The sequence below is a fragment of the Campylobacter concisus genome, assembly GCF_002913745.1.
Taxonomy (GTDB): domain Bacteria; phylum Campylobacterota; class Campylobacteria; order Campylobacterales; family Campylobacteraceae; genus Campylobacter_A; species Campylobacter_A concisus_R.
Genome location: NZ_PPCG01000053.1, coordinates 1 through 23,615, shown reverse-complemented (window position 1 = coordinate 23,615; position 23,615 = coordinate 1). Strand labels below are relative to the sequence as shown.

The 23,615-nt window shown below is 40.5% G+C and carries 22 protein-coding genes, 1 tRNA gene and 1 pseudogene; 10 read left to right on the top strand and 14 right to left on the bottom strand.

Annotated elements, in window-relative coordinates:
* Positions 1-465: 465 nt before the first annotated feature.
* Positions 466-1,023: pseudogene (locus tag CYO90_RS07090) on the top strand (isoaspartyl peptidase/L-asparaginase); the annotation flags it as partial.
* Positions 1,024-1,161: 138 nt separating this feature from the next.
* Here CYO90_RS07090 and CYO90_RS07085 read toward each other — a convergent pair.
* Positions 1,162-1,986 carry an adenylosuccinate lyase gene (locus CYO90_RS07085; protein WP_103578994.1) on the bottom strand — a complete coding sequence of 275 codons (825 nt, stop codon included), beginning with the start codon at positions 1,984-1,986 and terminating at the stop codon, positions 1,162-1,164.
* Positions 1,987-2,036: 50 nt separating this feature from the next.
* The gene (locus tag CYO90_RS07080) at positions 2,037-2,222 is read right to left on the bottom strand and encodes a hypothetical protein (RefSeq protein WP_021089322.1); all 186 of its coding nucleotides are present in this window, start codon (positions 2,220-2,222) and stop codon (positions 2,037-2,039) included.
* A 109-nt stretch (positions 2,223-2,331) separates the two neighbouring features.
* On the opposite strand from CYO90_RS07080, the gene CYO90_RS07075 reads away from it, so the two are divergent.
* Positions 2,332-2,408 (top strand) — tRNA-Arg (locus tag CYO90_RS07075).
* Between the two features lie 41 nt (positions 2,409-2,449).
* Here the strand turns inward: CYO90_RS07075 and truA are convergent.
* The 7 genes from truA to glmU are packed head-to-tail and all read right to left on the bottom strand — an operon-like array spanning position 2,450 to position 8,825.
* Positions 2,450-3,181 (bottom strand): tRNA pseudouridine(38-40) synthase TruA, encoded by a 732-nt coding sequence (gene truA / locus CYO90_RS07070; protein WP_103578993.1) that lies wholly within the window; start codon positions 3,179-3,181, stop codon positions 2,450-2,452.
* Positions 3,181-4,209, bottom strand: coding sequence for an LptF/LptG family permease (locus tag CYO90_RS07065; RefSeq protein ID WP_103578992.1), 1,029 nt, complete (start codon positions 4,207-4,209; stop codon positions 3,181-3,183). The genes truA and CYO90_RS07065 overlap by 1 nt, the downstream gene beginning before the upstream one ends.
* On the bottom strand, positions 4,202-4,990 hold the full coding sequence (locus tag CYO90_RS07060; RefSeq protein ID WP_103578991.1) for a prepilin peptidase: 789 nt from the start codon (positions 4,988-4,990) through the stop codon (positions 4,202-4,204). Before CYO90_RS07060 ends, CYO90_RS07065 begins: the two co-directional genes overlap by 8 nt.
* A 7-nt stretch (positions 4,991-4,997) precedes the next feature.
* On the bottom strand, positions 4,998-5,669 hold the full coding sequence (gene uppS / locus CYO90_RS07055; RefSeq protein ID WP_103578990.1) for a polyprenyl diphosphate synthase: 672 nt from the start codon (positions 5,667-5,669) through the stop codon (positions 4,998-5,000).
* 3 nt (positions 5,670-5,672) lie between these two features.
* Positions 5,673-6,359, bottom strand: coding sequence for a hypothetical protein (locus CYO90_RS07050; RefSeq protein WP_103578989.1), 687 nt, complete (start codon positions 6,357-6,359; stop codon positions 5,673-5,675).
* The gene (gene coaBC / locus CYO90_RS07045) at positions 6,356-7,528 is read right to left on the bottom strand and encodes a bifunctional phosphopantothenoylcysteine decarboxylase/phosphopantothenate--cysteine ligase CoaBC (protein ID WP_103578988.1); all 1,173 of its coding nucleotides are present in this window, start codon (positions 7,526-7,528) and stop codon (positions 6,356-6,358) included. Before coaBC ends, CYO90_RS07050 begins: the two co-directional genes overlap by 4 nt.
* Positions 7,515-8,825 carry a bifunctional UDP-N-acetylglucosamine diphosphorylase/glucosamine-1-phosphate N-acetyltransferase GlmU gene (glmU, locus tag CYO90_RS07040; protein WP_021089334.1) on the bottom strand — a complete coding sequence of 437 codons (1,311 nt, stop codon included), beginning with the start codon at positions 8,823-8,825 and terminating at the stop codon, positions 7,515-7,517. The genes coaBC and glmU overlap by 14 nt, the downstream gene beginning before the upstream one ends.
* 136 nt (positions 8,826-8,961) lie before the next feature.
* Here glmU and CYO90_RS07035 point away from each other — a divergent pair, with 136 nt between their 5' ends.
* Genes CYO90_RS07035 through CYO90_RS07000 form a run of 8 tightly spaced genes read left to right on the top strand, consistent with a single transcriptional unit; the run spans position 8,962 to position 18,362 of the window.
* Positions 8,962-9,729: a motility protein A gene (locus CYO90_RS07035; protein ID WP_103578987.1), complete on the top strand. Its 768-nt coding sequence runs from the start codon at positions 8,962-8,964 to the stop codon at positions 9,727-9,729.
* Entirely contained in the window at positions 9,729-10,508 is a 780-nt protein-coding gene (locus CYO90_RS07030) for a flagellar motor protein MotB (RefSeq protein ID WP_004318176.1), read from the top strand. Before CYO90_RS07035 ends, CYO90_RS07030 begins: the two co-directional genes overlap by 1 nt.
* An 11-nt stretch (positions 10,509-10,519) precedes the next feature.
* Positions 10,520-11,242, top strand: coding sequence for a flagellar type III secretion system pore protein FliP (gene fliP / locus CYO90_RS07025; protein ID WP_196779718.1), 723 nt, complete (start codon positions 10,520-10,522; stop codon positions 11,240-11,242).
* A complete protein-coding gene (locus CYO90_RS07020) occupies positions 11,242-12,507 on the top strand; it encodes a TolC family protein (RefSeq protein WP_103578986.1) in 1,266 nt (421 codons plus the stop codon). The genes fliP and CYO90_RS07020 overlap by 1 nt, the downstream gene beginning before the upstream one ends.
* Positions 12,504-13,247, top strand: a complete 744-nt coding sequence (locus tag CYO90_RS07015) for an efflux RND transporter periplasmic adaptor subunit (RefSeq protein WP_103578985.1) — start codon at positions 12,504-12,506, stop codon at positions 13,245-13,247. Before CYO90_RS07020 ends, CYO90_RS07015 begins: the two co-directional genes overlap by 4 nt.
* Positions 13,244-16,270 carry an efflux RND transporter permease subunit gene (locus CYO90_RS07010; RefSeq protein WP_103578984.1) on the top strand — a complete coding sequence of 1,009 codons (3,027 nt, stop codon included), beginning with the start codon at positions 13,244-13,246 and terminating at the stop codon, positions 16,268-16,270. Before CYO90_RS07015 ends, CYO90_RS07010 begins: the two co-directional genes overlap by 4 nt.
* A complete protein-coding gene (locus CYO90_RS07005; RefSeq protein WP_103578983.1) occupies positions 16,267-17,502 on the top strand; it encodes a TolC family protein in 1,236 nt (411 codons plus the stop codon). The genes CYO90_RS07010 and CYO90_RS07005 overlap by 4 nt, the downstream gene beginning before the upstream one ends.
* Positions 17,499-18,362 carry an EamA family transporter gene (locus CYO90_RS07000; protein WP_103578982.1) on the top strand — a complete coding sequence of 288 codons (864 nt, stop codon included), beginning with the start codon at positions 17,499-17,501 and terminating at the stop codon, positions 18,360-18,362. The genes CYO90_RS07005 and CYO90_RS07000 overlap by 4 nt, the downstream gene beginning before the upstream one ends.
* A gap of 29 nt (positions 18,363-18,391) precedes the next feature.
* Here the strand turns inward: CYO90_RS07000 and CYO90_RS06995 are convergent, their stop codons facing one another.
* From CYO90_RS06995 to CYO90_RS10245, 5 genes are all read right to left on the bottom strand, one after another.
* Entirely contained in the window at positions 18,392-18,760 is a 369-nt protein-coding gene (locus tag CYO90_RS06995) for a hypothetical protein (RefSeq protein ID WP_103578981.1), read from the bottom strand.
* Positions 18,761-18,811: 51 nt separating this feature from the next.
* Positions 18,812-20,059 (bottom strand): ComEC/Rec2 family competence protein, encoded by a 1,248-nt coding sequence (locus CYO90_RS06990; protein WP_103578980.1) that lies wholly within the window; start codon positions 20,057-20,059, stop codon positions 18,812-18,814.
* A gap of 2 nt (positions 20,060-20,061) precedes the next feature.
* Positions 20,062-21,474: a replicative DNA helicase gene (locus CYO90_RS06985; protein ID WP_103578979.1), complete on the bottom strand. Its 1,413-nt coding sequence runs from the start codon at positions 21,472-21,474 to the stop codon at positions 20,062-20,064.
* Positions 21,475-21,478: 4 nt separating this feature from the next.
* Positions 21,479-22,537, bottom strand: coding sequence for a flavodoxin-dependent (E)-4-hydroxy-3-methylbut-2-enyl-diphosphate synthase (gene ispG, locus CYO90_RS06980; RefSeq protein ID WP_103578978.1), 1,059 nt, complete (start codon positions 22,535-22,537; stop codon positions 21,479-21,481).
* Positions 22,538-22,603: 66 nt separating this feature from the next.
* Positions 22,604-23,615 (bottom strand): hypothetical protein (locus CYO90_RS10245; protein WP_103578977.1); only part of this gene is annotated, 1,012 nt, incomplete at its 5' end.

The window sequence follows — 23,615 nt, the reverse complement described above, 5'->3', positions numbered from 1 at the left end:
CCTTGCTCCATCTCGAACCAAGAAGCTAAGCTCGTCCTGGCTGATGATACTCTCCCTTACTGGGATGTTGGAAAAGTAGGTCGTTGCGGGCTTTGTTGTTAATCTGCTTTAATTCTTGTATTATTAACCTTGATTTTATTATTGTTATTTCTTGCCTAAGTATAAAATATTAAATTTTCTATTTTTTTAATTAGTTTTTATTGATTAAATGTAGTAAGGCTTTTCATATATGTTTTTATATTATTAGTTTATTTATCTTTTTAAATTTATTCTATTATTGTTTTTGAAAGTTTTATTTATTATTTTTTATGGATTCTTATTTGTTTAATATGTTTATTTTATTAAAAAGTCTTTTTAATGGAAGATTGCAAATCATTAGGTCTTCGCAAAAAATACTTATATTATAATGTTAAATTTTTAAGCATAAAAAATATATAGACTGCAAACTAGCGAAAAAATAGCCTAGAGATGGTTGATCAAAAGTACTTTTTCACACAGTTTAGATATGACGCACTTCAAAGGGCTAATGAGAAACAAAAGCTAATGCTTGATAGTGAAAAGACAAAGAAAACTTCGCTAAATTTATATGAGCGCCAATATCTTGGCACTGTTGGAGCGATAGCTCTTGATAAAAATGGCAATTTAGCTGCAGCAACCAGTACTGGTGGTATGACAAACAAAATGACTGGTCGCATAGGCAATAGTCCGATAATTGGCTCTGGAACTTATGCAGATAATGCCTCAGCGGCAGTCTATTGCACAGGCACAGGTGATATTTACATGCGTGTAAATGCTGCTCATGAGGTCTCAGCTCTTTATAAATACAAAACTTCAGATGTGCAAAAAGCAGCCGAAGAGGCTGTAAAAGAGGTGGCAGTACTTGGCGGTAGTGGCGGTATCATCTCTATTGATAAGTCTGGCAAGACAGGCTTTGCTTGGACTAAAGATAAACTTGGTATGTATCACGGCGAGGCAAGGCTTGAGGCTAAACCAGTTGTATACTGGCCATTTGGCGAGAAATAATAAAAATAGCTAGGCCAGATTCTCATCCGGCCTAGTTTTTAAGGGAGAAAGTTTATTAAAATATATAAATTGCTCCAAGAACTATAAATGCTCTTAGGCAAAAACCGCCAATTAAATTTATATTAAGTGTTGTCTTATTTAACCGACTTTTATAAAATTCTCTTGATTTTTAAAGAATGGTTTTAGTGCCTCATAGGCTGCTTGGATCTTTTTAAATTTAGCGTTATATTCGTTTTTGATGCTTTCACTCTTGTTTGAGTGCCTGTCTGGGTGATAAATTTTAGCAAGGGCCAGGTAGCTGTCTCTTACAGTTTCGAAGCTATCGTTATTTGAGCAGCCTAAAATTTCAAAATTTTCTTCTAGTAAATTTGCCAAAGCGCTGAAGCGACTTTTAAATTTGGTCGAGTTTTGAACCTTGTAGTTTCTTTTGAACTCTTTAAATTTGACTTCATTGTAGTTAAAATTTACTATAAATTTTAGATGCTCACGCCTTGAAATGATCTCTTCTATCAGGTCAAAGTCACTTTCTTTTTTTATCTTTAGGCTAAATTTATAATTTTTCTCGTCAAATTTAGACTCATTGCCTTTGAAATTTTGCAAAATGTAGCTAGCAAAAGCTCTTGGAGTGTTATTTAGCGTAAAGATCATCTCGTCGTTAAAAAACTCAATGTCAATGTTATAGATGTTTGTTAGAGCGTTTCTTTGCACTAAAGATAGTTTTATGGTTTTGTATTTTGCAAAGGTTACGTCAAGCTCGTTGCCCTGTTTTTCGTAGAGTTTTTTTATAAATTTTAAGAAGCATTTTCGTTGCGGGATCTCGCTCTCTTCGTAAAAAGAGATAATCTTGTCTTTGTTTGCTAGGGTTTTTGTGAAATTTTTACTTATCAGTGCGCGAAGCTCGCAAAAAAGAGCGTTGCTATCTGTTAAAATACTTAAAGATTCTAAAGTTTGGGTTATATTCATGGGTTTCTCCATTCAAAATATCCCAATTTAAAGCAACTAGCGTTCCAAAGTTAAATTTTCCTGATATTGCTATCTTTTGTATATGCCAAAAACTCATCTCTTAGCTTTTGTTCTTTGTGTAAGATCGCCTCCTCTTTTGTGTGAGAAGCGGCTTCTTTTTGGGGCTTTTTTGCCACGCCTTGCTCTTTTGTAAGCTCTTTTTTGATCTCTTTTAGACTATCGAAAAAATCGTTCATTTTTGCTCCTTTTACTCAAAGGATTTTACTAAAAAGGTTATAAATTTAAAATGAATACAATCTCTTTTTAAGGAAAGTTTGGTTAATATCACAACTTAATTTTTCATGTGCGCTCGTAGCTCAGCTGGATAGAGCATTTGATTGCGGTTCAAAAGGTCAGAGATTCGAATTCTCTCGGGCGCACCATCCTTTTCTCCTCAAATTTTATTTTCAGACCACTTTTGAGACTAGTTAAATTTATAAAAAACTCTATTTAGATATAGCCCTTCAGCAGGTGCTGGTATGCGAGTTAGGGCAGGACGACCATTTAGTGAAGCTTTTATGAGATTGCTGCCGTCTTTTTGCTTTAGTGCCTTTAATAAATTTGCAACCATTAGCCGCACTTGACCGCGCAAAAAGCCATTTGCTTTAAAAACGATGATGGTCTGCTCTTTGTATGTGTAGCAAAATGCTTTGTAAATTTCTCGCACTGGGCTTTTTGTGTCGCTCCCAGTTTTCATATATGCGCTAAAATCATGCTCGCCGATAAAATTACGCAAAATTTCATTTGCTTTTTTGGTATCAAATTTAGGCAAAAATACCTTGTAGTTTGAGCTAAAAACATCAAATTTACCGTGATCTATCACATATCTATACGACCTTGCGACCGCGTCAAATCTTGCTTGAAAGCTATCATCCACCAAATTTATGCGTTTTATATGAATGCTTGGATGTGCGTGGCGGTTTATAAGATCTTTTAGGCGATTTAAATTTTTAAAGTGATCGCCGCAAACGACGCTTGAGCTTTGGTTGTTTGCATGCACGCTTTTATCGGTGCGCGAGCTAGAGATCACTCTTTCAAAAATGCCAACGTGAGCTAGGGAGCGAGCAAGTTCATCTTCTACGCCGTTTTCGTGCGGCTGGGTCTGTGAGCCTTGAAATTTCGAGCCATCGTAGCTGTAGATTAGCTGAATTTTCATCAGTATCTTCGTGTGATCTTGCCTTTATAAAGCAAGACGCCAGCTAGTAAAAATACGAAAAATATGAGCGGTATAGCAAGTGCTGGCTTTGATGAAAAGAGCATTATGAGCGTAAAGTAGCCAAACAAAACGCCAAAAGTGCCCACATAGACCATGCCCTTTTCATATCTATATGTGACGATACCAAGGCTGATAGCAAAAAGCGTGCTAGCAAGCGGGAAGAGGGCCACTAGGACGTAGGTGCTAAGGTCTTTTCTGCGTTTATCGCTGCTAACTGCATCCATCCAGTACTCTTTGATGCTGCCAACGTCGCTTATCTCCTCGCTTTGGGCGGTTCTTATCTTCATTGATTTGAAGTTGCTTTGGTGATAAATTTCATCTCTGATGTCATACATTTTACCCTCGTTTAAAGAGAGCTCTACGCTTTGGCCCACGTTTATGATCTTTGCGTTTTTGGCGGTTATTAGGCGCTGTGAGTCTTTGACAAATGGGTTAAACATCACGATATCTTTGTAGGTTGTGCCATTTTTGTCTTCGCTTTCGTTGCCCACATAGACCATCCAGTCGGAGAATTTTTGTCCAAACTGGGTTGGCTTTAAATTTAGCTTGGCAACCGTCTTTTTGTAGTCGATGAAATTTGCATTTAGCTGAGCGGCTATTGGTATCATGACGATGGCAACTACCAGCAAGGCAGCGCTTAAAAGGGCTGAAAAAGCTAAGAAAAATCTTGCGATCTTATTTGGTGAGCCACCAAGCGTGAAGATAACGATGCTTTCATTTTCTTTTGATAGTCTAAAGAGCGTCATCGCAAGTGAGACGAAAAACGCGATAGGCACGACAAATAGCAGCACGCGTGGGAGCATAAATGAGTAGAGTTTAAAGAGCTCGCCAAAGCTGATCTCGATGTATGAAGTGATACGTGCGATCTGGATAAAAAAGACGATCGACATGATCAAAAAAAGCGTACTAAATAGCGATGCGAACGTGCCTAAAAAGTTAAACAAAAGATATTTATTTACTCTACTCATAAATGAACCTTAAAATTTCTAAAATTTGCCCATCAAAAGCGTAAGTGACAAGCAGTCCTAGGCTTAAAAATGGCACAAAGGCTAGCTCGTAGCCTTTTTTGCGAACGATCGCATAGACTGGGAGCGTAAGAAGTGCGGCCAGATAGATCGCCACAAGGGCTAGCTTGGCTGGTAAAATGGCTCCGATAATCGCTGCGATAAAGATATCCGCGCTTCCCATGGCTTCTTTTTTCATCGCATAGCTCACGACAAATCTCAGCACCCAAAACAAAAAACCAAAGAGGATTAAATTTAAAATTTGAGCAAAATTTCCTTTAAAGATAAAAAGTAGCAGGGCATAGGCAAATGCGAAAAATAGCGCTGTAAAAAGAAGCGCATCTGGCACAGCTTTATACCTTATGTCTATGACGCTAAGGGCTAGTAGCATGATAAAGCAAAGCCCTAAAAATAGTGCATAAAGCAATGTTTCTACGCTTAAAATTTCGCCGCACTCTTTAAAAAAGCAGATCAGAAAAAGTAGCCCAGAGGCTAGCTCAACTAGTGGATAGACAAGACTTATCTTTTGCTTGCAAAAGGCGCATTTGCCGCCTAAAAATAGCCATGAAAGAAGCGGGATATTGTGATAAAAATTTAGCTTGTGAGAGCACTTTGGACAGTGAGAGGCTGGGAAATTTATGCTTTCATCTCGTGGCAAGCGGTATATCAGCACATTTGAAAATGACCCCACGCAGATGCCAAAAACAAAAGCAAAAACAGCAAAAAAGATGACCAAAATATCCATTATCTCACTAAACCCCGCCAAATCTTCGCTCTATATCTTTAAATTTAGCCACGATGCTTGCAAGCTCATCCTTGCCAAAGTCAGGCCAAAGTGTCGGCGTGAAAAATAGCTCCGCGTAGCTTGCCTGCCAGAGCATGAAATTTGAAAGCCTGCTCTCGCCGCCAGTTCTAATGAGAAGATCCACCGGCTCACTCTCATCAAGTGCCGCATTTAGGCTCGCTTCATTTATCTCATAGCCTTTTAAATTTAGTTTTCGCACAGCTCTTATGATCTCATCTTTTGAGCCGTAGTTTATCGCTAAATTTAAAAGTAAATTTGTATTTTCCCTTGTTGCGTCTTTGGTGATCTCTATCTCATTTTTTAGCTCGTCACTAAATGGCGAGATGTCGCCGATCGTGTTAAATTTGATCCCATTTTTTATAAAATCATCACGCTTTAAAAGAAGAAATTTCTTAAGCAAATTAATCAAAAAATCAACCTCTTTTTGCGGTCTTTTCCAGTTTTCGGTGCTAAATGCGTAAAGGCTTAAAATTTTCACCCCATTATCGATGCAAAATTCGCACATATCGCTCACCACATTTGCCCCAGCCTCGTGCCCATTTGTTCGCAAAAATCCACGCTTTTTCGCCCAGCGTCCGTTGCCGTCCATGATGATAGCGAGGTGGTTAAGTTTGTTCAATATTTAGCCTTTAAAGTCAATTATCTGCTCTTTTTTGCTCCAAAGAGCGCTTACGTTTTGCACCAAAACTGTGGCGTCAAATTCGCTTTTTAGCAAGCTTGCGACGTTGCTAAATGGAGTTGCGATCTCACACAAAATTTCATCTTTAAATTTAAAAATAAGCGGCGCAAAATTTGAAAAAACAAGAAAAACTCTCATCTCATTTTTCTCTTTTTTAAGCTGGAAAATGCCGTTTGTACCGCTATACGCAAATGGTATATGCACGACATTTTCTTGCAGGGCAAAGAGCATTTTTGCCAGCACTCTCATCTCATCTTTTGTTTTAACTTCGCTTAAGTTTTTAAATAAATAGTTGTAAAGCCACGATAAATTCTCATTTTTTACCAAATTTTCTATCAAATTTAGCCCATCAGCCAAAACGTCCTCATCTAAAATTTTTGGTTTTTCGTATAAATTTTTTATGACGATGTTTTCGCCCTGACTATGCACCTCACCCCAGTATCTTGAGTCAACGTTTAGCTCTTTTACGCTTTTTGTGTTTAAATTTCTATTTGCGAAATTTAAGATGTATCTGTTAAAGCCCACCTTTTGGCTCACCAAAATGCTAAGTGGTAATGACGAATTTATTGCTACTAGCGGAGCTTGGCTGTTATTTGCTATCTTTTGGACGCACGAGATCTGCTCTATCATAAATTTGCTGCTAGCTCCACTATGCGCCCTGCGATCTCGTCTTTTGAGGCAAGCGGCAATAAAATCTCACTATTTTTTGTAATGAAATTTACCTCGTTTTGCTCGCTTGCAAAGCCATTTTTCTCGCCTAAGATATTTAGACAAACTGCATCAAGCCCTTTTTTCTCTAACATCGATCTAGCGCTTTTAAGAGCGCTTTCGTTTGAAATTTCAAGCTTAAAGCCGATCTTTTTACATTTAAATTCTTTTAAGCTTTGTAAAATATCGACATTTCTCTTTAGGTCTAAATTTAAGCTCTCTTTAACGTCCTCTTTTTTTATCTTGCCATCTATCTTTGTCGGTACAAAATCACTCACCGCAGCGCACATTACAAGTAAATTTGCCTCCTCGCACTCACTCTTGCAAAGTTCTAAAAGCTCGCTACTTGAGCTAAATTTAAGGCTATCAAATGGCTCATTTGCGGTTTCAAAACTAGCAAGCAGTTTTACCTCTGCACCTGCGTAGTAAAAGGCTCTAGCCAAGGCTCTTGCCATCTTGCCGCTTGAGAAATTTGTAATGGCTCTTACATCATCTATCTTTTCGGTTGTCGCGCCGCCTGTGATCACCACTTTTTTGCCAGCAAAAAGTGGCTTGCTAAGCCTTTTAATGGCAGCTTCTACTATCACCTCAGGACTTGCAAGACCTCCTTTGCCAACGTCGCCACAAGCTAGAGTTTTAAGCACTGGCTCAACCACTAAAGCGCCGTTTTTCCTTAAAATTTCAAGCGAATTTTGTGTCGCGAAGTGCTCGATCATATTGTTATTTGCAGCTGGAGCGATAACCAAAGGCACGTGTGAGGCGGCAATTAGCGTTTGCATAAAGACGTTGTCGCAGATACCAGCTGTTAGCTTATTTATCGTATTTACCGAGGCAGGTGCGATGAGGACTAGATCCATTTTAGAGTAGGCTATGTGATTTACGCCGTCTTGCCAGTTTTGCGTTTGTGAGCTTAAAATTTTATGCTCGCTTAACGCCTCAAAGCCGCTTACACTGCAAAATTCAAGCGCTCCGTCACTTAAAGCCACATAAACATCAGCGCCTTGCTTTTTAAGCAGTGATAAAATTTCGAATGCCTTATAAAAGGCAATACTGCCGCAAACGGCAAGTAAAATTTTCTTATTTTTTAACATCGTCTTTGCCAAAGAATTTCTCAAAAAAGCCGCTTTTGTTCTCTTGACGACCTCTGCTGATAGCTAGAGCGCCGCTCTCAACGTCTTTTGTGATGGTGCTGCCAGCTGCGATGATGACGTTATCAGCGATATTTACAGGGGCGACTAGCTGCGTATCTGAGCCAACAAAGACGTTTTTGCCGATCTTGGTTTTGTATTTTGCCTTGCCGTCGTAGTTGCATGTGATCGTGCCACAACCGATATTTGTGCCACTTTCTATCTCGCAGTCGCCAAGATAGCTCAAATGTCCAGCTTTTACGCCGCTAAGAACGCCTTTTTTAACCTCGACGAAATTTCCTATATGCGTGTCAGAAATTTCAGAATTTGGTCTTATGTGAGCTAGTGGGCCGATGTCTGAGTTTTTGATGACGCTGCTTTCTATCACTGATGAGCTTTTGATAATGCTCTCAGTGATGACGCACTCGCCAAGGATGCTTACGTTTTCTTCTAGCACGCACTCGCCTTCAAATTTAGCCCTGCTATCTATGAAAATGCTCTCAGGCATGCGCATCAAAACGCCAGCTTTCATTAAATTTTGCTTGATCTCATCTTGCATTATTTTTTCAGCGATGCTTAGCTGAAATTTATCATTTATGCCCATGAAATTTTGCTCATTTACATTTACTGCAACGCACTTTAAACCATTTTCATTTGCTATTTTTATGGCGTCAGTTAAGTAGTACTCTTTTTGCGCGTTTTGGTTGCTTATGAGCGGTAAAATTTGCTCTAGCGCCTCGCGTTTAAAGCAGTAGCAGCCAGCATTTACGCTCTTTATGGCAAGCTGTGCTTCGCTCGCATCTTTTTGCTCGACGATGGCCTCAACTTTGCCGTTTTTTATGATAACTCTGCCGTAGCCAAAAGGATTTGCTGCTTCAAATGAGCTCATAACCACGTCTGCTTCAGCATTTGCTAGACGCATAAGATCAGTTGATCTAACAAGTGGCATATCGCCGCAAGTGACAAGCACCTTTTCACCGCTTAAATTTACGCCTTTTATCGCGCCAGCAGTGCCTGGGAAATTTGCTAGATCTTGCTCGAAAATTTTAGTTTGAGGGAAAATTTCTTTTATCTTTTTGCTAATTAACTCTTTTTCGTAGTGAAGCACGACGCTAACGTCATTTGTGATCGCATAAGCTTGCTTTAATATGTGGATGATCATTGGCTCGCCGCATAGCTCAAATAGGACTTTTGGGCGTTTTGATTTCATCCTGGTACCAAGACCAGCAGCTAGGATTATGATTGAAGTATTATTGTTCATTTTTAAGCCTTTCAACATTAAAAATTTCGCAGATTGTAGCAAAAAATGGCAAACATTTTTTTTAATTTAACGATTGTTTCAACAAAAAGCTAATAAAATAGCAATTCTTAAGAATTTATAAATAAAGCGAGTTTAAATGGATTTAGGAACCGTCGTCGGCTGGGTTTTGACCCTGGTGCTTTTGTTTGGATCAATGGCGATAGGCGTTGGTATAGGACCATACATCGATATCCCTTCTATGATGATCGTTTTTGGTGGTACTATCGGCGTTATGATGGTTGGCTTCAAGATGGAGACGCTTAAAGGTGTTGGTAAATTTTATGGTGTCGCTGTTAAGCCATCAGTCGTTGTAAATTTACCTGAGACTATAAAAAAAGTAGTTGATTACTCAACCAAAGCTAGGCGAGATGGCATCTTAGCACTTGAGAGCGAAGTAAATAATGAGACAAATCAGTTTTTAAAAAAAGGTCTTTCGATGGCGGTCGATGGCAATGAGCCAGACGCGATAAGAGCGCTTTTAGAGATCGATATCGATCAGACTAGCACAAGGCATGCAAACAACATCAAAATTTTCGAGCAAGTTGGTGGTTTTGCGGGTGCGATGGGTATGATCGGTACGCTTATTGGTCTTGTTGCGATGCTTCTTAACATGTCAGATCCTAGTGCGATCGGTCCATCTATGGCGGTTGCTTTGCTTACGACACTTTATGGTGCGATGATAGGTAACATCATCGGCTCACCTGTTGCAAATATCCTCTCGATTCGCGATGCTGATGAGGCGCTTGAGAAGCAAGTCATTTTAGAGGGTATCATGGCGATACAAGCAGGGGACAACCCAAGAACGCTTGAGGCTAAGCTTTTAGCATTTTTACCTCCAAAAGATAGAAAAAGTCAGTTTGAATAATGGGTAAATTAATAAAACCAGAAGAGTGCCCAAAGTGTATGCCTGAGTGGCTAGCTGCCTTTGGTGACCTTATGTCGCTCCTACTTTGCTTCTTCGTTTTGCTCCTTTCTATGGCGACGATGGATGCTAAAAAGATGGAGGCTGCTGTTGGCTCACTAGCTGGTGCGCTAAGCGTGCTAGAGGGTGGCGCAAGACCAGATAGTCAGGTAGAAAAAGAGACAGACCCTGAAAGCAGACGCACTCCAAAGCCAAAAGCTCAAAAAGGCGCTCAAAACGAGGTGACATCGACTGTTAAAAAGATAAATGAGCTACTAACGGCTAGCGGGGCACCTGAGATCACGATGGAGGAGAGCGAGGATGGCTTTATCGTTAGGCTTCCAGCTGCGATGCTCTTTGACAAAGATAGCGCTGAAATTTCTGGCGAGGATGCGAAGCTATTTTTAAAGCGAATAGGCATGATCATAGCCAAAATGCCAAATGAGGTAAAAACAGATATCATCGGATACACTGATAATACAAATCCAAGCAAAGACTCTATATACAAAAACAACTGGCAGCTCTCTACCGCAAGAGCGCTAAGCGTGCTTGAAGAGCTAGTTAGCGATGGCGTGCCACAAGAGAGACTTATCACTTCTGGCAGAGCCTCTTTCGATCCGATCGCTAGCAACAGCACAGACGAGGGCAGGGCAAAAAACAATAGGGTAGAAATTCATTTCGTCTCGCTCGAGCCAAAAAATAAAGAGGCTACTAAGAAAAGTATCCTTGATACGAGGAATTAGTCGTGAAAGCACTGCTTAGTTTAGCGGTTTTGTTTTGTGTAGTTTTTGGCGCTGATCCTGCGCTACCAACGATAAATTTAAGTCTAAATTCACCGCAAAATGCCGAGCAGCTTGTAAATTCACTAAATGTTTTACTAATCCTCACTGCTCTTGCACTCGCTCCTTCACTCATCTTTATGATGACGAGCTTTTTGCGCCTTGTCATTGTATTTTCATTTTTGCGTCAAGCGATGGGCACGCAGCAGGTGCCGCCTTCAACGGTGCTCATCTCGCTTGCGATGGTGCTTACATTTTTCATCATGGAGCCAGTTGGTCAAAGAAGCTACGATGAGGGCATAAAGCCTTATATAGCCGAGCAGATAGGCTATGAGGAGATGCTTGATAAGAGCTTAAAGCCCTTTAAAGAATTTATGGTAAAAAACACTAGAGAAAAAGATCTTGCGTTATTTTTTAGGATAAGAAATTTGCAAAATCCAGCAAATATCGAGGATATCCCGCTAAGCATCGCGATGTCAGCCTTTATGATAAGCGAGCTAAAGACATCTTTTGAGATAGCATTTTTGCTCTATCTGCCGTTTTTAGTTATCGACATGGTCGTAAGCTCAGTTTTGATGGCGATGGGTATGATGATGCTGCCTCCTGTCATGATCTCGCTGCCATTTAAGCTACTCATCTTCGTGCTAGTTGATGGCTGGAATTTGCTAATAGGAAATTTAGTAAAGAGCTTTCACTGATGAAAAAAATTTTATTAGCACTTTTGCCTTTGGCGCTATTTGGATCGAATTTAAGCGAGATAGCAAACAAGGCCACTCAAAACGAAATTTCAAAGATCAAAGAGCTTGAGCTAAAAAGAGCAAATTTAAATGACGAAGCGACATCAAGCGCCTACTTGCCAAGCCTTAGCCTAGAGGGCTCATACGGCAAAAACGCAAGCACCTTCCCAAGCATAGTCGCTAAAGAGTCAGCTGGTGTGCTAGCTAGGATTGATTTTTTACTATATGATGGCGGAGCTAGAGAGGCTAGGCTAAAGATGAGCCAGCTTTTAAAAAATAAAGCCGCCATCGCAAGTGATGAAGCTAAAAACTACCTTGCTTTTAAGGCTGTAAATTTATACTTTAACGCCTGTGCACTTGAAAATATAATAGCAGCTAAAAACGCTCAGGCAAATTTCTTAAAAGGCGTTTTAGATAAGCTTGAAAAGGCAAACAAAGCAGGTCTTGCCCCAAAAGATGAGCTAGAAAATGTGCGGGCAAAATACCACTTGGCAAACAGCACGGAGCTTGAATACAAAAATAAAATGGAGCAAATTTTAAATGAGATAAATTTGCTAACAGGCGAGCAAATTTCGCCGCTTAGCGGGGCAAAAATGGCTGAAGTTAGCTCAAATTTAGCTTCAAAAAACGCCGAGCTTGACAAGCTAAGTCAAGATATATCTTTAAGCGAGGCTAAGCTTAGCGAGACAAGAGCTGGCTTTTTGCCTCAAATTTCGCTTTATGACACCTATGGATTTTACAAAAATAACTACGACATCGACCTTGGCAAGTATAGCGCTTACCGCCCATATCTTGACAAATATCTAAAAGAGGATACTCACGGCAATAAATTTGGCGTTAGCTTTAGGTGGAAAATTTTTGACTTTTTTGCCACTAGCAAGATGAGCCAAGCTAGCAAGATCGCGCTTGATGAAGCGAGGCTAAATTTAGAGTATAAAAAGCGTGAAAACGAGACTAAACTTAAAAATTTACAAAACGAGATCGCAACTCTTAGCTCAAAGATCGCCTCGCTAAATGAGTATGTAAAGGCAAGCGAGCTTGCGCTTAGAGCGAGCTATGAAAAATATAACTCTGGGCTTTTAGGGTATAGCGACTTGCTTGAGGCGCTATCGCAAAAATTTGACGCCATTAGCCTTTTTGAAGGGGCAAAAGATGAGCTAGAGATAAAAAAGGCGGAGTATTTTTTTGAGAGTGGTGAGAGTATTTTAGAGAGGATTAGGGATTGAAAAAGCTGATAATTTTAATGATATTTTGCATCTTTTCATTTGCAGCAGAAGAGATTTTTGCTGATTTTGAAGTCTATGCCAAGCAAAGCTCAAAGCTTGCATTTGAGAGTAGCGGCAAGGTGGATAAAATTTTTGTAGATGTCTCAAGCCACGTTAAAAAGGGCGACACTTTAGCTAGCCTTGATCAAACAAGCCTAGATATCGCTCTAAAAAAGGCAAAAAACGACCTAGCGCTTGCCAAAAATGCCAAAGAATTTGCTAGAAGCACCTTTAATAAATTTAGCCAAGTAAAGGACGTCACTTCAAAGCAGGAATTTGATGAGGCAAAGTATAAATTTGACGAGGCAGCCCTTAGGGTGCAAGCAGCTGAGATAGCTATTTTAAATGCAGATGATCATCTTAAAAAGGCTGTTTTAAAAGCTCCTTTTGATGGCGTCATAGCTAGTAAAAATGTCGAGTTTGGCGAGAGTGCTTCGCCGCTTCAGCCAGCCTTTGTCTTAAACTCTGAGGAGGTTAAAATTTTAATAGCGATTGACGAAAAATATGCAAATTTAGTAAAAGTTGGCGATACGTTTAAATTTAAACTTGACGCGACAAGTGAAGAAAAAGAGGTTAAAATCGCGCTAATTTACCCAGAGATAAAAAGAGAGACCAGGAAATTTTACGCCGAAGCTTACGATGTGGGGATGAAGCCAGGCATGTTTGGTCAAGGAAAAGTGATAATCGGCGAAAATAAATGATAAAAACAGCCATCAACCGCCCCATAACTACGCTTATGATATTTTTAAGCCTCGTTGTCTTTGGCATCTACTCGCTAAAGACGATGAATGTAAATTTATACCCGCAAGTAAATATCCCAATCGTTAAGATCACGACCTACGCAAACGGCGATATGAACTACATCAAGACAAAGATCACGCAAAAGATCGAGGACGAGGTCTCAAGCATCGAGGGGATAAAAAAGCTTTACTCAACCAGCTTTGACAACCTAAGCGTTGTAAGCATCGAATTTGAGCTAAACAAAGACCTAGAGAGCGCTACAAACGACGTCCGCGACAAGATGCAAAAGGCAAGGTTAAACGCAAACTACGAGATAGAAAAGCTAAATGGCCTCTCTTCAGCCGTCTTTAGCCTCTTTATCACAAGGCTTGATGGCAACGAAACTAAGCTCATGCAAGAGATAGATGATGTGGCAAAGCCATTTTTAGAGCGCATTAGCGGCGTTTCAAAGGTCAAGACAAATGGCTTTTTAGAGCCAGCGGTGAAAATTTTACTAGATAGATTTAAGCTTGATAAAAATGCCCTTAGCGCAAACGAAGTGGCAAATTTGATAAAGGTTGAAAATTTAAAAGCGCCACTTGGCAAGATAGAAAATGAGCAGATCCAAATGGCGATCAAGTCAAATTTCAGCGCCAAAAGCATAGATGAGATAAGAAATTTAACGATCAAACAAGGGGTCTTTTTAAAAGATATCGCAAGTGTTGATCTTGCCTACAAAGACGCAAACGAAGCAGCGATAATGGATAAAAAAAGTGGCGTCTTGCTTGGTCTTGAGCTAGCTCCAGATGCAAACGCTCTAACCGTGATCGCCCTAGCTAAGTCAAAGCTAGAGCAGTTTAAAAGCCTGCTTGGCAGTGAATACGACGTAAAAATAGCCTACGATAAGAGCGAAGTGATACAAAAGCACATCGATCAAACCGCCTTTGATATGATCCTAGGCGTCTTGCTGACCATCGTGATCGTCTATCTGTTTTTAAGAAATTTCTCGATCACCATCATTTCAGTCGTAGCGATACCAACTAGCATCGTAGCGACGTTTTTCATCATAAATGCCCTAGGCTACGACATAAACCGCCTAAGCCTCATAGCGCTGACCCTTGGCATCGGAATTTTCATCGACGATGCGATAGTTGTCACTGAAAATATCGCTAGCAAGCTAAAAGATGAGCCAAATGCCCTAAAAGCAAGCTTTGCAGGCATAAAAGAGATAGCATTTAGCGTCTTTGCGATCTCGCTCGTGCTACTTTGCGTCTTCGTGCCAATAGCCTTTATGAGCGGCATCGTTGGCAAGTACTTTAACTCATTTGCCATGAGCGTGGCAGCTGGCATCGTCATCTCGTTTTTCGTGAGTATCTTTCTCGTGCCGACACTTAGTGCTAGGTTTGTAAATGCCAAAGAAAGCAGCTTTTTTCTAAAGAGCGAGCCCTTTTTTGAGGCGCTTGAAAATGGCTATGAGAAGCTTTTAGCCTTAGCGCTTAAATTTAAGCTCATATTTTTAGCCATAACGCTTGTGGTCGTTGTTTGCTCGTTTGGGCTGGCTAAATTTGTAGGCGGTGACTTCATGCCAAGCGAGGATAACTCGGAGTTTAACATCTACTTTAAGCTCGATCCCTCACTTAGCCTGCAAGCTAGCAAAGAGAGGCTAAAAGATAAAATTTCACTCATAAATGCCGATCCTCAGGTCGCTTACGCCTACTTCATCCTTGGCTACACAGACGCCAAGCAGCCTTACCTTGTAAAAGCTTACGTTAGGCTAAAAGAGCTAAAAGATAGAGCTAATCACGAGCGGCAAAACGCCATCATGCAGAGGTTTCGCGACAAGCTAAAAAGTGATGATATGAGCGTCATTGTAGCTGATTTGCCAGTGGTTGAGGGTGGCGATGTGCAGCCAGTTAAGCTTACTATCACCTCTGAAAATGGCAAAGAGCTAGAGAAATTTGTGCCAAAGATCAGCAAAATGCTAAAGGAGATAAATGACGCAACGGACGTAAATTCGCCTGAAGAAGATCTGCTAAAGCGCGTGCAAATTTCTATCGATGAAGATAAGGCAAAGAGGCTAAATTTAGACAAAGCTAGCATTGCAAGCGCCGTTTATAGCGCATTTAGCCAGAACGAGGTCTCTGTTTTTGAAAACGAAAATGGCAAAGAGTATGAGCTTTATATGCGCCTTGATGATAAATTTAGAAGCGATACAAATGATATTTTAAAGACCAAGGTAAGAAGCAATGAGGGCTTTTTCGTGATACTTGGCGATGTGGCGACGATTAGTTTTGAACAAAAGCCAGCTAGCATTTCAAGGTTTAATAGAGCCGATGAGATCAAATTTTTAGCAAATACCAAAAACAACGCTCCGCTAAATAGCGTGGCAAATGAAATTTCAAAGAAGCTTGATGAAATTTTGCCAGCAAATTTTAAGTATAAATTTCTTGGATTTGTCGAGCTCATGGATGATACAAACGCTTCTTTTATCTTTACGGTGAGTGCGAGCGCGGTGCTTATTTACATGGTGCTAGCGGCACTTTATGAGAGCTTTTTGCTGCCATTTCTCATCATGCTAGCCATGCCGCTTGCCTTTTGTGGTGTCGTGATCGGACTTTTTATAAGCGGCAATCCATTTAGTCTATTTGTCATGGTTGGCGTCATCTTGCTCTTTGGTATGGTTGGCAAAAACGCCATTTTGGTGGTTGATTTTGCAAACCACTTTGCAAATAGCGGCATGGAGGCGAACGAAGCTGTGAAAATGGCTGCTAAAAAGCGACTAAGGGCTGTTTTGATGACCACTTTTGCGATGATATTTGCCATGCTCCCTCTTGCTCTTAGCAGGGGTGCTGGCTATGAGGCCAACTCACCTATGGCTATAAGCATCATCTTTGGGCTCATTAGCTCGACTTTGCTAAGCTTGCTTGTCGTGCCAGTGCTTTTTGCATGGGTCTATAATCTTGATAAATTTATAAGAAAATTTTATGAAAGGGAGAGAATTTGAAGAAGATTTTGGCTGTTTTGCTCTTTGCTTTGCCTCTTTGGGCTGGAAATTTACTAGAGATCATCGCTCTGGCGCAAAGTGCGAAGCTTGAGAGTTTGAAAGAATTTAATAAAAATGAATATATAAATAAAAACAAGAGCAACAAGCTAAATTTATCCCTTGATGGCAGATATACCTTTGTGCCTGACGAGCTAAAGGGCGGATATATGACAAAGGCTGGATCGATCACGGCAAAGGTCGAGTATCTCATCTTTGATGGCGGTGCGAGCGAGGCTTCGGATAAGATTTTAGACCACAAGGGCGTGGAGAAAATTTACAAAGATGAAGAGCTGATGAATCTCACTGCTTTTCAGGTCGCAAAGGTTTATTTCAACGCTGTTGCGCTAAATTCGCTGATAAATTTAGAGACAAAATTTGTAGATAGCTTTGCCAAGGCTGCTGCTGAAAATGAGTTTTGGTTTGAGTATGGCGAGATAGATAAGAGCGAATTTGATGCGATAAATTTCACCTTAAATAAAAAAAGAGCCGAGCTTGACGAGCTTGGGCTTAAGCTAGCGGAGCTAAACTCAAGGATAAATTTACTCTCAAACGGCGAGATCGGCTTTAATGCTGGCTCAAAGATAGTGATGCCTGATTTTAGCAAGGATGATCTAAGCGCTAAGCTTGGGGCTATGGAGCAAGAAAAATATATAAAAGAGCAAGAAAATGAGAAGCAAAAGAGCAAATTTGCCCCAAAAATTTACTTAAAAGATACGCAAAGTGTGAATAATAACAGCTTTAAAAAAGGCGAGAGGACGACTTCACAGATGGTGGGTGCGTATGCTGATGCAAACAAGCCTAGAGTGGAGTTTGAGTGGAAGCTGCCAGATAGCCTAAGCCTTAGCAAGCAAAGCCAAACTAAGCGCATAGAGGAGCAAAAGGCGGCACTTGATCTAAGCGACGAAGAAAACAGGATAATAGCTAGGCTAAAGGATCTAAGAGGCGTGATAGAGGGCTTAAGTGCTAGGTTAAATTTAGACTCGCTAAAGCAAGATAGCCTTGATAGCGACTTTAATGACCTGCTAAATGGCTATCTTAGCGGCAAGATAAAATTTGAGCAGTTTTTGTTTGTGAGTGAGAAAAATTTTAGCGACAGGGCAAATTTCATCCTAAATGGCGATTTGCTCGAGCTAAACAAGCTTGAATACTTTTTTGAATGCGCAAGAAATATAAATGACGTGGTGATAGAATGAACAAACTGATCTTAGTGACCATTTTGTGGGCGTTTAGCTTTAGTTTGATAGGGGAATTTTTGGCGGGCAAGGTCGATAGCTATCTGGCTGTTTTTGTGCGTGTGACGCTTGCAAGCCTAGTTTTTTTGCCATTTACGAAATTTCGAGGTGTTAGTCCAAAGCTCGCCCTTGGCATAATGGGCATAGGAGCGGTGCAAATAGGGCTAATGTATCTTTGCTACTACAACTCGTTTTTGTATCTAAGTGTGCCAGAAGTCGCGCTTTTTACCATTTTTACGCCGTTTTATGTCACGCTCATATACGATGCGTTTAGCTTTAAATTTAGGCCGCTTTATCTCTTTAGCGTTGGCGTTGCGGTCTTTGGCGCGCTTATCATCAAGTATGGCGCGATAAACGAAGGCGCGATAAATGGCTTTTTGCTGGTGCAAGGGGCAAACATCTGCTTTGGAGCAGGGCAGAGTGCGTATAAGGCGCTTTTGGAGAGATTTGACGTGGATCAAAAAAAGGTCTTTGGCTACTTTCACTTTGGAGCGTTTTTTGTAGCAGTGATCGCACTCATAACCCTTGGCAATCCAGCTAAATTTCACGTAGATCTAACCCAAACTTTGGTGCTTTTGTGGCTTGGAGCGGTTGCTAGCGGGGTTGGCTATTTTATGTGGAACAAAGGCGCTTGCGAGGTCGATAGCGGCGTGCTTGCTATCATGAACAACGCCCTCATACCAGCTGCTATCATTGTAAATTTAGTCTTTTGGCAAAAGGACACTAATCTAACAAGGCTCATTTTGGGCGCTGTGATAATGTATATCTCGCTATTAATTCACAATAGAGTGATGAAATTTTACGGCGTAAAGGCCGCGTGAGGTTAAATTTAGGGTTAAATTTGAGCTATTTAAGCGCCTTGCATCTTTACAAGCTGGGCGTTTAGCTGCATTATCTGAGCAAAGATAGCTCCCTTTTTGGTCTGAAGCGAGGCGACCAGCTCTTTTGCGTATGGATTTTTGCTCGCACTTGCTTGCTTTATCGCAGCTTCAATCTCTTTTAGCTGTTTTTGCAGTTTTTCTAACTGCTTTTTTATGACATCGGCGCTACTCTCGCTCTTATTATTTGTCTCGCTAACTAAATTTGAAGCATCATGTAAAATAGCGCTTTTGTCGCTTTGTAAATTTTCGCTCTTTGAATTTGCTTCATCAGCCTTTAAATTTGCGCTGTTTGAAGAGCTATTTTTAGTTAAATTTATAAAATTTGAGTTTATCTGCATCGCCACACCTTTAAATTTAAAAGCATATCGGCAAATTTAAATAAATTTTGACTACGAAAAATTTAGCAAAAAGAGCAAAAACGATGCCACGCCAAAGAGCGGTGGCAAAAATGCTGCTGGCTTAAATTTAACGCATAAAAGCGTGATGGCGTTATAGAGTAAAAAGACAAATGTGCTTATGTGAAGGCTGTTTGAGCTTAGTCTAAAAGCTAGCATCTTGCTTAAAATTTCATCAAAAATGTCGCCATATCCAAAGAGATGAAGTAAAAAGCTTAGCGGATAAAATATGCCAAATAGGTAGTTGATAGCTAGCACGCTAAACTGTAAGAGGCTAATGAGCGGGAAAAAGTAAAGCACCGCAACCTCCATAGCAAAAAAGACATATAAATTTAAAAGTAGCGAGTTTGCTAGCAGGCTAAATTTTGGCGCAAAGTATAAAAGATAGACGAAGATATAAAAGACGCCAAGGCATGAAAAATAAAAGCCAACACTAAAAAGAAGCTGCGGAAATAGGGCGACGCTAAATAAAATAACGCCAAAGAGCGTGTAGAAATTTAAGATCTTTATCTTTTTGCAGATCATGTAAAAGCCAGCCACGCTCATCAAAAATGCCCGCAAAAAGCTTGCTATAAAGCCGATCATGTAAAAATAAAAGCAAAGCACCAAAAATATGACGATGGTAAAGTCAAAAATGTATGAGCGGTAAGGCATATATCTTGCGTAGATGGGCTTAAAAACGAGCTTTAAAATAAAAAAGCAAACTGCGCTTATGACGCCAAGATGATAGCCGCTAATGGCGATGAGGTGCGCCACGCCCCAGTTTGAGACGTCATCTCTTAGCTCGCCAAAGACATTTGTGCCAAGAAAGAGCGCTGAGAAAAGCTGCGAAATTTTAGCGTTTTCGTGCTGGGTGGAGATGAAATTTATGGCTCTTTGCCTTAGACTCTCGTCTTTTTTGATGACAGCTCTATCGTAGCTTGGCATGTAAAATGAGCCAGAAAGATAGTCCATGAAGCTAACGTCTATTGGCTGAACGCTAAGCATCATGACGTCATAAAGGCTGATCTCATCTTTTTTAGAAGCGGTTGTGTAAAAGCTAAAATTTGAAGTATCGATCCTAATGATTTGGCGCTTTTTGCCGTTTTTCTCTTTGGTGAAATTTACGCTTACTTTGCCTAGGACGTCTTGCTCGCCAAGCTCCATAAAAGCGCTATATTCATGAAGTTTAAGCGCTAAATTTAGACAAAAAAGCAAAAGGCAAAGCAGGAGAAAGTAAAATATACGCCTGCTTTTTGGCAAATTTACTCTTTAAATTCAGTTGATTGCACCGGTGTGGTGGCGATATCGCAAAAGCGCGAGTACTGCTTTTGAAATAGCACGTCGATAGATCCCACTTCGCCGTTTCTATTTTTGCCAACTATTATCTCGGCGTTTTCTTGAAGCTTGTTAAAAACATGCTCGCTTTTATACTCTTTGCCCTCGGCCGCTGCCTTGCTCTTTTTCTCGTTCTCCTCTTGCTCCAGATAGACCTCGTGCCTATAGACAAAAAGGATGATGTCGGCGTCTTGCTCGATCGCGCCTGACTCTCTTAGGTCACTTAGCATAGGGCGCTTATTTGCGCGTGCTTCAAGGCCGCGGTTTAGCTGTGAAAGTGCGATGATAGGCATATCCAGCTCGCGCGCTAGAAGCTTTAAGCCACGAGAAATTTCAGCTATTTGTATGTGGCGATCGGCGTAGTTGTTTGTACTCATCATAAGTCCGATGTAGTCGATGACGCAGAGTGAAATTTCAGGGTGAGCTGACTTTAGCTTGCGAAGCTGCGTCCTTACTTGGTGGATATTTACGTAGCCGCTATCGTGCACGAAGAGTTTGGCGTGCGAAAAGTCGCTGCATGCGTGGCTAAAGTGAGCGAGCTTCTCGTCGTCCAGGGTCGCTGTCATTATCTCTTGAAGTGGGATCGAGGTCTTGTCTGCTAGCATCCTCATCATGATCTGCTCTGCTGGCATCTCAAGTGAGAAAAAGACGACGCCAGCACCACTTTTTAAAACGTGCCCCATGAAATTTAGACAAAGCGTCGTTTTACCCATGCCAGGGCGTGCTGCGATGATGATGAGGTCGCCATTTTTAAAGCCTTTTATCATCTCATTTAGCTTTTTAAAGCCGGTGTTTAGTCCGATGATATCGCGCTCATTTAGGGCTACTTGCTTTTGCATGTGCACGATCAAGCTTTTTATGATATCTTCGCTATCTCTGATGCTGCCAGTGCCGTTGCCATCAACAAGAGAGTAAAACTCTTGACTTAGCTCATCGACCATATCGCGGCTAGCTTTGTCTTCATTTACCTTACTTGGGATGTCGTGAGCGATCTTTACTAGACTTCGTTTGATCGATTTTTCTTTTAGCTCGTTTGCGTATCTTTGGATGTCGATGATCGAGTTTGTAGCCAAAATGCTCGCCATGACGTTGTAATCGTAGTTTTCGCCAAGCTTGTTTTTGATAAATGTCGATGCGATAGGCACGTCGCCGTTTAGACAATCAACCATCGCTTTGTAAATTTGAGCGTGAGCCTTTAGGTAAAAGTCCCCAGCCTTTATAGTGTCAAAAATTTCACCCAAAGCGTCGTTGTTTGCGATGATCGAGCTTAGTATGGCTCGCTCCATATCAAGGTCGTAAAGGTTGCTAAATTCTATCTCGTTAAGTCTCTCTTTTGCCACTGCTTTATCCTCTGCTCTTTATCTCGTCGTTGATCTCTTGTAAAAATCTATCCACAAGCTCGCTCTCAGGCAGCCTTGCGACCACTTCGCCGTGTCGCATGATCATGCCATTTCCCTTGCCAAAGGCTATGGCTACGTCTGCGCCTTTTGCCTCGCCGATAGCATTTACCACACAGCCCATAACTGAGACGTTTAGCGGCTCTTTTATCCCTTTTGTCTTTTCTTCTACGAGCTTTACTGCAGCCATGAGGTCAGCCTGCAAACGCCCACAAGTTGGGCATGAGATGATGTTTAGCCCCTCTTTTTGACGGCCGCTATCTTTTAAGATCGCCTTTGCGACTTTGATCTCCTCTTCAAGCTCGCCAGTGATGCTAACTCTCATCGTATCGCCGATACCCTCAAGTAGTAACCCACCAAGTGCGATTGCGGACTTGATAGTCGCGTGAAATGTCGTACCTGCCTCTGTTACGCCTAGATGAAATGGGTAGTTTGTCTTTGGGCGAAGCGCTCTATATGCTTGCATCGTGCGCTCGACGTCGCTTGATTTGAGCGAAATTTTAATATCCGTAAAGTCAAAATCCTCAAGAAGCTTGATGTTGTATAAGGCACTCTCCACCATAGCCTCCACCGTGCGGCCGTAGCGGTCTTCAAACTGCTTTTCAAGCGAGCCAGAATTTACGCCTATGCGGATCGGTAAATTTCGCTGTTTGCAGGCATCAACGACTGCTTTTATATTTTTAGCTGAGCCTATGTTGCCGGGGTTTATGCGGATAGCATCGACAAATTCGCTAACGATGAGCGCGTAGGTGTGGTTAAAATGTATGTCTGCAACGACTGGGATGGGTGAGCCTGCGACGATCTGCTTTAGCGCGCTGGCGTCCTCTTTGTCAAAAACTGCGCAGCGCACGATGTCACAGCCTGCAAAGTATAGCCTTTGTATCTGCTCAAGCGTGCCTTTTACGTCCTTTGTCTTTGAAAATGTCATCGACTGCACGGAGATCGGTGCGTCACCGCCTATTAAAACATCGCGAATTTTTATCTGTTTTGTCGGGTATCGTTGCAAAATTTTGCCTTTAAATTTTATTGGGGATTATATAAAATCTTGGCTTTTAAATAAATTTGTTTAGCACTAATCCCCAAAAACTTCGCGTCTGTATTCTTGCGTATTTATAAATTTGCTTCTAAGGCTCTTTTGCTTTTCTATGTGGGTATCAATGTTTTTACTAGTTATTTCTACGCCAAAATCTTTGTGTTCGCTTTTGCCCATAAGTCTATCTAATACTATATTTCCAAGTTCAGGCGTATAGTGACTACTTTCAAAATAATATTTCATTTTGGCACTATCTGTAGGTATTTTTTCGCTGGTTATATTGTGATAAACGGCAAAATCAACTACTCTAAATGGTTTTTTATTATATTTTTTAGCCACTTTTTCTACTGTTAAAACAATATCCTTTTTCCATTTATACCAAGCATCAAGTCCAATAAAATAATCAAGGGACTCCCAAAGTCTTATATGAGAAGGATTGAAGATTATATCCATATCTATGTCGTTGTTATAGGCTATTTCTAAAAGATCCTCAAAATCTTGAGTGCTACTTTTACCAGTATTTGTATATGTGTAATTTTTTGAGTTCTTTTTGTAATAGTTTTTTTCTACTGATTTGAAAGTCTCTTTGTAATCTTTAACTTTAGCTAATGGTATAGCGTTACCGTTATCTAAAACAGTGGACTCTCCTATTCCTAATATCGTTTTTAAACTATCTTTTAATGCATCTATACTAAATATATACTTCATTAAGTTAGTGTTGTTTTCTATTTCACTCCCTTCTTTATCTTTTGTACTAAACATTAAATAATCTAGCCCCAATAAGGCATATTTTAAATTTTCTTGTTCGATTGACAATTTAAGCAATCTTTTGTTTTCATATATAGTTCCAGATGGAATCGCAAGATTATATGAAGGCTTTTTAAAGTATTTATGATTGGCGTCTAAACCATGTTTTGGTCTTGAAGTTCCTAAAATAATCGAAGATGGTTTTACCTGTGCTATTCTTATTGGTTCTATCTCTCTTAACTTTTGATAAGCGGATGTCTTTGGAAAATTAAATGCATGCGTTTCATATATATCATATGGATTG